This window comes from Nostoc sp. JL34 (assembly GCF_017114945.1).
Taxonomy (GTDB): domain Bacteria; phylum Cyanobacteriota; class Cyanobacteriia; order Cyanobacteriales; family Nostocaceae; genus Nostoc.
The window spans coordinates 85,486-94,706 of sequence record NZ_JABXKQ010000164.1; the positions used below are offsets into that span (position 1 = coordinate 85,486).

The 9,221-nt window shown below is 40.8% G+C and carries 7 protein-coding genes; 6 read left to right on the plus strand and 1 reads right to left on the minus strand.

Annotated features, from left to right (window positions below; all coding sequences use genetic code 11):
- Nucleotides 1-80: 80 nt before the first annotated feature.
- Nucleotides 81-1,700, minus strand: a complete 1,620-nt coding sequence (locus tag HWQ44_RS30040) for a DUF4157 domain-containing protein (RefSeq protein ID WP_292725608.1) — start codon at nt 1,698-1,700, stop codon at nt 81-83.
- A 195-nt stretch (nt 1,701-1,895) separates the two neighbouring features.
- Between HWQ44_RS30040 and HWQ44_RS30045 the strand changes: the two genes are divergently transcribed.
- From HWQ44_RS30045 to HWQ44_RS30070, 6 genes are all read left to right on the plus strand, one after another.
- The gene (locus HWQ44_RS30045; protein WP_292725610.1) at nt 1,896-2,135 is read left to right on the plus strand and encodes a hypothetical protein; all 240 of its coding nucleotides are present in this window, start codon (nt 1,896-1,898) and stop codon (nt 2,133-2,135) included.
- Complete coding sequence (locus tag HWQ44_RS30050; RefSeq protein WP_292725611.1) at nt 2,135-2,659, plus strand: phage tail protein; 525 nt, start codon at nt 2,135-2,137, stop codon at nt 2,657-2,659. The genes HWQ44_RS30045 and HWQ44_RS30050 overlap by 1 nt, the downstream gene beginning before the upstream one ends.
- A 23-nt stretch (nt 2,660-2,682) precedes the next feature.
- The gene (locus tag HWQ44_RS30055) at nt 2,683-6,168 is read left to right on the plus strand and encodes a hypothetical protein (protein ID WP_292725613.1); all 3,486 of its coding nucleotides are present in this window, start codon (nt 2,683-2,685) and stop codon (nt 6,166-6,168) included.
- A 37-nt stretch (nt 6,169-6,205) separates the two neighbouring features.
- Nucleotides 6,206-6,769, plus strand: a complete 564-nt coding sequence (locus tag HWQ44_RS30060) for a hypothetical protein (protein ID WP_292725615.1) — start codon at nt 6,206-6,208, stop codon at nt 6,767-6,769.
- 75 nt (nt 6,770-6,844) lie between these two features.
- Nucleotides 6,845-8,578, plus strand: coding sequence for a VgrG-related protein (locus tag HWQ44_RS30065; protein ID WP_292725617.1), 1,734 nt, complete (start codon nt 6,845-6,847; stop codon nt 8,576-8,578).
- A gap of 49 nt (nt 8,579-8,627) precedes the next feature.
- Nucleotides 8,628-9,125, plus strand: a complete 498-nt coding sequence (locus HWQ44_RS30070) for a PAAR domain-containing protein (protein WP_190899279.1) — start codon at nt 8,628-8,630, stop codon at nt 9,123-9,125.
- Nucleotides 9,126-9,221: the final 96 nt, after the last annotated feature.

Here is a 9,221-nt window from a genome sequence, read left to right on the forward strand (position 1 = left end):
CCTTGAAGTTTTAGCTTATTGGATCTCATGTTTTGACCTAACCTACAAGATTGGCGATCGCACTTAATTTATCTCTTTTGCTACAGCCCCTGATTTACAAAATTAAATATCGTTTCTAAATTCGATGCCTTTACTTGTCTAAGTGGCATCCCTACATCATCCCTATGTGCGTCTAAATAGGTTTTAAAGTAATCTTCCCGCTCGTTTAACCATCGATCTGTTAATGGATATGCACTCACGATGGATTTATAGTGAGTTATGATCTTGTTTGCTATTGTTGCTATTTCTTCTTCTGAAGTTGGGTTTTTGGGATCATAGTCTAACAGCTTCCACACTCCATAACGAACCTGATCTGATACAATATCGTTGTTCCATGATTTATTCCATTTGTCGTTTCTCAACGCCTTCTCTACCTCTGTTATGGTTCCGGCGTGTTTAGCTTCCCCTTTGCCTCCACCAGTTCCACGTTCTGCTGTACCCGGTACGTTATTCCTGATTGACAAAATATTATCGATAACTTTTCCGATTTGCTCTGCCGTTGTCTTATGGTTTTTGAGTAGTTCAATATTGATTGTCATAGGACTTTTGAGGTAACTTGCACTTTGTAGCTTCATACCCGGAAGTTCGGAAATTTCCTCCAATACTTTGACCAGTTCTGCTGCTGCTTCTGCCACTGTTCGGTCTGTTACCCTGTTACTGATCATATCTTCAAATACGACATATGCTGTCAGGTGTTGACCTTGAGATCCCCTGAGGTTGGAGCTAGGGCGATTAGGAAACTTTGAGACGCCACTGATCGTTCCATCATCGCGGATATTTAGCTTCGCTCGTTGGATCACGTGATCGCCTTCCGATGACAATTTTGTTTCGATGGCTGTGTGTTGCGATAACTGCTGCGGTGGTAAAGGCGATCGCTGTACAGCTCCCCCATTTTGCTGCATAACATGGGTCAATTCATGCGCCAACAATTCCTGACCACCGCGACTCCCAGGATTATATTCCCCCTGCCGAAAGAACACATCCTGTCCCGTTGTGAAAGCACGCGCCTGAATTGAACAATTCAACTGGTCAGATTGACCATCCGTGTGAACCTTCACTCCACTGAAATCAGCGCCAAATGCCTGTTCCATCGGTTCGCGGATATTGTCTGCCATCAATTGTCCACCACCCCTTGCTTGGTTAATGGATGCTTCCAGGTCAGGCGCAGTATCCATCCCAGCCTCAGCCTGACGCTGCACCATTGGCTTCATCTGCAATTCTTGCTCATCCTCTGGCACTTCTTCTCGTTGCAATGTGCTAATGTCCAGAGGTTTTATCTGCAATTCTTGCTCATCCTCTGGCATTTCTTGACGTTGCAATGTGCTAATGTCCAGAGGTTTTATCTGCAATTCTTCTTCTCCCTCTGGCAATGCTTCTCGTTGGATAGACTGACGATTTACAGGTTGCGCCATTCTTTGCATTACCTGCTGTGCAACGCTATCAGCTTCCTGTTCGTAAATGTCTCCAGGCTGGCTAATTGAGAGTTTTGCTTGGGTACGCAGTGGTATGCGACTGATATCGTGAGTCAGTGGTTGTATTTCAGGAACCGCTTGGCGTGAAATTGCCGACGACTCCAAACCAAAGCCGCGTGTCGGGTGTTTTAAGGATGGAATTGAGAAGCCTGTAGTAGTTTTTTTCTGGCGGCTGACGTGTTCTCTCATTTTCTTCTCCAGAGGCCCAAGCAGTAGCTAGATGAATATCTTGCTGTTATTAACATTTAGCTAGAGTACAGCGATCGCATTTCCAACACAATTGCTCAAAAGTCTGAATCCAGGCAAAGGGCAAGTTCGACTTTTGGCTACTTTTGATTCTGATGCAGTACCTTTAGCCTTGATTTAGGGAGAGTTTTTTTATTTATGGATTCAAATCAGCAACAAAATTTTTTCACATTCGATGGAGATGTTGGCGGTGCTGCTGGATACACTGGGGTTTCAGTGACTTCTGATGCTAGCAAGGCGGCTAAAACGGCAAGTAAATATCTCAACGACTCACTGCTGCTGAACGAACTCACAGAGCGCGTATATAAACTTTTGCTAGAAGACTTGCGATCGCAGCGAGAAAGACTCGGTAATTATAATTCCCAAAGGTGGTTGTGATGGCTACAGGCGCTAATAACGGCAATATTACTCATGAATTAAATTATGTCACTACTAATCGGTTTTACGTTGAGATAGACAGTTCTATTGCTGCGTCTTTCGCTGAATGCTCAGGATTAAGTATTCAAATTAAGAAAAATGTGTTTCAGGAAGGTGGTGTTAACGACCAACAAAGAATTTATTTAGGTCATACAGAATTTGCAGATATCACTCTTAAACGTGGAGTTACCGACCATCCAGGTTTTTGGAACTGGATGAATGCAGTTTTTGATGAACAAAAGAAAACATCTCGACGCAATGTCAATATTTTGATTTTCAATCAAGCCGGTGAAACGATGATGAGTTGGACTTTAATTGGTGCTATTCCTATAACCTGGAAAACACCTGCGCTCCAAGCAGATGGTAAGGCAGTTGCCATTGAAGAATTAACTTTAGCTTATGAAGGCTTACAAGTTGCAAGGTCTACAGGAGGAGGCACTTCTGTACAACGGAATCAAAAAAGTGGATATTTCGTTTCTAGCTAATTGGCTATTTTTCAACGATAACTATGCAAATTATTCAATCTCCACTAGGAAACAATATTCATCCCCTTGGGGTAATATCATCTTTATCAAATCCTGAGAGAATGGTATTGAGAAAACAGTCTCATTCTTTGCATTCACGAAGTATTTTTCTTAGTCCTATACAAACGAAACTACCATTAGTTACATCGTCTAAATTTTTCTTATCTCGTGAACATGAACCATCGATACAAGCATTAATAGGTTGGGATAGTTGGAATAATCAAGATATAAATAGTGATTTGCCATTACTTGAATCTGATTATTTTGATTCACTAGCTATACCAGAAAATAGTCATATTAATACTAGTGAAATAGTAAAAAACATTATTCCAGAGATACTGCCAAATCGGATTGATAAAAAAACGAGTGATGACATCTCGCAACAACTAAATATTAAAAGTAAATCAAAAAAAACAAATAAATCTCAAAAGCCACTTGAGAAAAAATCCAAATCTAAAAAAGCAGTTAAATCATCTGTGGCTAAGAATATTGTTCAAAGCGATGTTAATATTAATAGTAATGAAAATAGCTTATTAACATCAGATGAGCCTCAACAGGCAGAGGCTAATTTGGAAATACCCACATTGCAACTAGATAATGCTGTCGTTGATAATTCTCTAGTTTTGCCGTCAGCACTTACCTTACCCGATCTTGATGATGCACCTACTTTAATCCATCCTTTGGCGAATGATGAAAATAATGTAGGGGCGCATATTGCTGCACCTAATTCTGAGTCTTCAGTTGCAAAAAGCCCTATTGCAATACAACAAGAAATTGATCCCAGTGTTTCAAGTAAGTCTCTAGCGAGTATACCTGTTCAGTTAACACCTACCTCAGCCGATATTGAAGACATACCTAGTTTATTCAGAAACTCTGATAATAATGAAGCGTTAGTAATTTCAGAGTCACAGTCTGCTATGGTGGTTAATGTCTCAGATATCTCAGCAAATCTGACTTCACTACAACGTGACAGCTATCTTGAGAGTACTAATAGCGAGTTTACAGAAAGTCAGCCCATTTTAGTACCACCTGCAATTGTTGAAACACCAATAATTACTCCTACATCATCAGAGATAGGTGAAACTGCGATCGCACCACTTCTGACCACATCACCAGAGATTTCTGAAACACCAATAATTACTCCTACATCATCAGAGATTGGTGAAACTGCGATCGCACCACTTACCGCTACATCGCCTGAGATTTATGAAACACCAATAATTACTCCTACATCATCAGAGATTGGTGAAACTGCGATCACACCACTTCTAGCTACATCACCTGAAATTGTTGAAACACCAACAATTAGTACAATATCGCCTGAGAATTTTGAAACTGCGATCGCGCCACTTCTAGCTACATCACCTGAGATTGTTGAAACACCAACAATTAGTACAATATCGCCTGAGATTGGTGAAACTGCGATCGCACCACTTCTAGCTACATCACCTGAAATTGTTGAAACACCAACAATTAGTACAATATCGCCTGAGAATTTTGAAACTGCGATCGCACCACTTCTAGCTACATCACCTGAAATTGTTGAAACACCAACAATTAGTACAATATCGCCTGAGAATTTTGAAACTGTGATCGCACCACTTCTGGCTACATCACCTGAGATTTATGAAACACCAATAATTACTCCTACATCACCAGAGATTGGTGAAACACCAATAATTAGTACAATATCGCCTGAGAATTTTGAAACTATGATCGCACCACTTCTGGCTACATCACCTGAGATTTATGAAACACCAATAATTACTCCTACATCACCAGAGATTGGTGAAACACCAATAATTAGTACAATATCGCCTGAGAATTTTGAAACTATGATCGCACCACTTCTGGCTACATCACCTGAGATTTATGAAACACCAATAATTACTCCTACATCACCAGAGATTGGTGAAACACCAATAATTAGTACAATATCGCCTGAGAATTTTGAAACTATGATCGCACCACTTCTGGCTACATCACCTGAGATTTATGAAACACCAATAATTACTCCTACATCACCAGAGATTAGTGAAACTGCGATCGCGCCACTTACCGCCATATCACCTGAGATTGGTGAAATACCAGCAATTAGCGCCATATCGCCTGAGATTGGTGAAACTGCGATCGCGCCACTTACCGCCATATCACCTGAGATTGGTGAAATACCAGCAATTAGCGCCATATCGCCTGAGATTGGTGAAACTGCGATCGCGCCACTTACCGCCATATCACCTGAGATTGGTGAAATACCAGCAATTAGCGCCATATCGCCTGAGATTGGTGAAACTGCGATCGCGCCACTTACCGCCATATCACCTGAGATTGGTGAAATACCAGCAATTAGCGCCATATCGCCTGAGATTGGTGAAACTGCGAGTATTTTCAGGGAAATTATTGACAATGAACAAATAGTAGAATCAGAATTTACCTCTGGGGTAACAAATGAAGAAAATCCTGAAATATCAACCTTTGTTGATACCTCAGATAATCCAACGTCCGCACAAAATGAGGTAAATATATTACCTCAAGTTAAGCAAAATGCGATCGCAGAAAATTTGCCAGCACCTAAAGGTTATGCTACTGGTGGTCATGTCATAGACTCCCACGTTGAAAATCGTCAGCAGATAGCACCCTCGGATACAGTACCTGCAATGCTTACGCCTGGGGAGTTTGTGATTAATACCAGGGATGCACAGAAGAATTTACCTCTACTGCATCACATCAACACTGGTGGAACACCGCACGATATTATCCTTCCAAGTTTACAGACACCCAATCCTCAAGAACCAGAAGAAGAAACTTCTCCAGAGACTCCGACTAAAGTCGATTCTTTTCCAGACACTTCATTACAACTAAAAAGCGCTGAGACTCACTCATCTCATATATCCAATTCTTTAACTCCTTCTTCCTTGGGGTTAGATATTGGAAAACAGAAACTTTCGATACTCAATTCTCCACAGCTTAATCCTCTTCAAAACGAAACGATTCATGTGGATGAACCTTCACCCCAATACTCATCGCCTCCCCTGATTTTCCGAAAAACAAATTCCACCACTAATACATCTTCCCAAAGGTCAAATACACCTTCTCAATGGTCAAGTGTGGAAGATTTACTAAATGGAAATGATGATGAATTTACTAGCTTTAATTTTAATGATGAAGAATCTAATAGCCAAAATTATGAATTTTCTCACGTTTCAGAATCGCCACAAGTTTTTGCTAAACACCTTCCTTCAGCTAGAGGCTTTGCTAATGGTGGAGAAGTCACTCTACCCGACATATCTAGAGAAATAGCACCAGTAACTGAGACGATAGAGAGCGCATCCTCATTTTCTCAAGAAGATGATAAAGATGATACAGCCGATCTTGAAGCTCTAGCTCGTGAAGTTTATAGCAGATTACGACAACGGATAGAAATTGAGCGAGAACGTCATGGTGGTTCCTCTGGTAGATTACCTTGGTAAATTTGTATTCAAGAATTAATTTTTGGAGAATATTCAAATGGCAAGTCCAGCAATTATTGTTATTCAAAAACGTCAACCGCAACTGGAGAAAGCCAAACTTGTAGCTTATAACGGTGAAGCGCCAGACATTGAATTAATGTTTAATCCTACAGATATTAGTTTCGCTCGGACTGTTAAGTGGGAAAGCAAGGATGGTAATAGAGGAACTACTCTACTTCCGAAAGTAAACTTTTCTGGAGTTGAACCTTACAAATTTACACTTAAACAGTTACTTTATGATACTTATGAAACGAAAGAGTCAGTGATGAAAAAATATATAGATACAATTAAGTTAGGTGTAGAAACTATCAGTAAATCAACTGACAAACGCCCGCCTGTTTATATATTTACATGGGGAAATGAGTATTTTTATTGTGTAATTACGAGTTTAACTTACACTTTAAATATGTTTTTGAGTGATGGTACACCAGTCAGGGCACTGGTAGATATAGCCTTGCAAGAAGTAGATAAGAATAACCTTCCTGGAGGACGTAAATCTGCTTCTACAGGCAACGCTCGTCAGACAGATCAAAAGGGGCAAAAACTGAGTAAGACAAAATAAGTAAAGTGACAAATTAGTATTTACTTTGTCATTAAAGGCTGCTCTGAACATTTCATAAGTTATAAAGTAATAGTTATGCCTCCTAAAAAAAGCCTTTATTTAAGCGAACCTAAAATACAGATAGATGGAAAACAGGCTTCTCCTGAATTAATGAAGGATTTGTTGCAAATCACAATCGAAGAAAGCCTTCATTTACCAGCAATGTTTACGCTAGTAATCCATAACAGCTATATTCCCGCATCTGACCGACCAGAAAACAAAGCTTGGCGACATGAGCAGTTGTTTAAAATTGGGAAAAAAGTGAAGTTAGGTTTTACTTCGAGTACTACTCTAGATAATAACTTTCAAGAGGAGGTAGGAGAATTCCTCATAGAAGGTGAAATTACAGCGATGGAAGTTCACTTCAATGAAAAATCTGAAGCTGATATTATTGTTCGCGGTTATGACATTTCTCATCGTCTGCACAGAGGTCGTTATAATCGCTCTTTTTTAAATAAAACTGATAGCGATATAGTCAAGCAAATAATTAAAGAAGTAGGTATAAAACCTGGCAATATAGAGGCAACTGTTGAAGTTCATAAGTATGTCTTTCAAGAAAATCAAACTAATATGGAGTTTTTGCGAGAAAGGGCTGCTCGCATTGGTTTTGAGTTATTTATTACAGAGGAAAAGCTAAATTTTTGCAAACCAAAAACTCAGGAAGCTTTATCACTCAAATGGCTAGTTGATATTAATAAATTTAGTACCCGTGTTACTAGTGCTGAACAGATAAGTTCTGTAGAAGTACGCGCCTGGGACTATACCCAGAAACAATTGATTAGTGGAACAGCCAAGAAAGAAAAGCAAATAACCGAGACAGGTAATCAGCTAGGAAGTAGTACTAGTAATGCATTTTCTAATCTTAAATCTCCCAAAATGATTGTTGTAGATAAACCTGTTGCCAGCAAAAAACAAGCGGAGACGATGGCTCAGGCTTTGTGTGATGAACTAGGGGGAGAATTTGTTTATGCAGATGCCAAAGCAGAAGGGAATCCTGAGATTCGTCCGGGACGGGTTATTAATCTTCAGGGTATGGGCGATCGCTATAGTGGTAAGTATTATGTTACAGAAACCCGCCATTTCTTCGGTCAGCGCGTTTATGAAACTGATTTCAGCGTGCGGGGACTACGTTCTGGTAGCTTATTCACAACTCTATCTCCAGAAAAACGTCTCCAGCCATCTGAGACTTTATTAGTCGGAATTGTGACTGATAACAAAGACCCACAGGCATGGGGTAGGGTGAAGGTTAAGTTTCCCACTCTCACAGAAGAACATACAAGTGACTGGGCGAGAGTTGTAGCTGTGGGAGCAGGTCAAAATAGAGGTTTTGACTGTTTACCAGAGGTAAACGATGAAGTTTTAGTAGGTTTTGAACATGGCGATATCCACCGTCCCTACGTTATTGGCGGGGTATGGAATGGCAAGGATGCACCACCGGAAAAGGTAAGAGATTCGGTTACAAGTGGTGTCAGATTACGCACCATTAAAACTCGTGTAGGTCATACTCTACAGTTTGTTGAAGAAGATAAAGGAACTAGCAAAAAAGGTATTCGTGTAGAAACTGAATACGGTCACAAAATATATCTCAATGACAGTCAAAGGTGTATAGAGATTGAAACTAAAGGCGGTCATAGAATCAAAATGGACGACATGGGTAAATCTGTTTCAGTGAAATCAACAGGTAATATGTCATTAGATGCTGCTGGCAATATCGACATTTCAGCCAACGGTACGATTACAGTCAAAGGTGCGTTGATTCGACTTAATTAATTCGTAATTTTCGGGAAAACAGTAATTAAAAACACGATAGGGGGTTGTCATGGGTAGACCAGCAGCAAGAATTACCGACAATGTGGCGCACCCCTTACCCCCAGTCTTAACAGGAGGGCCGGGTAGTCCTAATGTGTTGATTGGGTCTTTACCTGCGTGGCGGGGTGTGCTTGCAGCAGCAGTACCAGGTTTGCAGTCCGCCAAAACATCTTCTGATATAGCTATCAAAGCGGCTGAAGCTGCTACCTTAGCGGCGGCTGGTACACCAGGGGCACCTGCTGCTTTAGCTGCTGAACAAACTACAAAGACAACGGCAGCTTCTACTATGGGTAGTGCGATCGCTGCTGCTGCTGCTGGTGCTGATATTCATAATTGCGCCACACCTTTACCCTTACCTCCTCATGGCCCTGGGGTTGTGATTGACGGTAGTCAGACAGTGCTGATTAACAATCTGCCTGCCTCTCGCATGGGCGATACTGTTTTAGAAGCATTAGGCCCGCCGAATAAAATTATCAAAGGTAATCCCACTGTTTTGATTGGCGGCTGATTGAAGAGGCAGGGGACAAGGGGGAGTTAGAATCTCTTTCTATCCACCTTTGAACTGGATGAATCCACCTCAGAACTCCGTTCATCCACCTTTGAA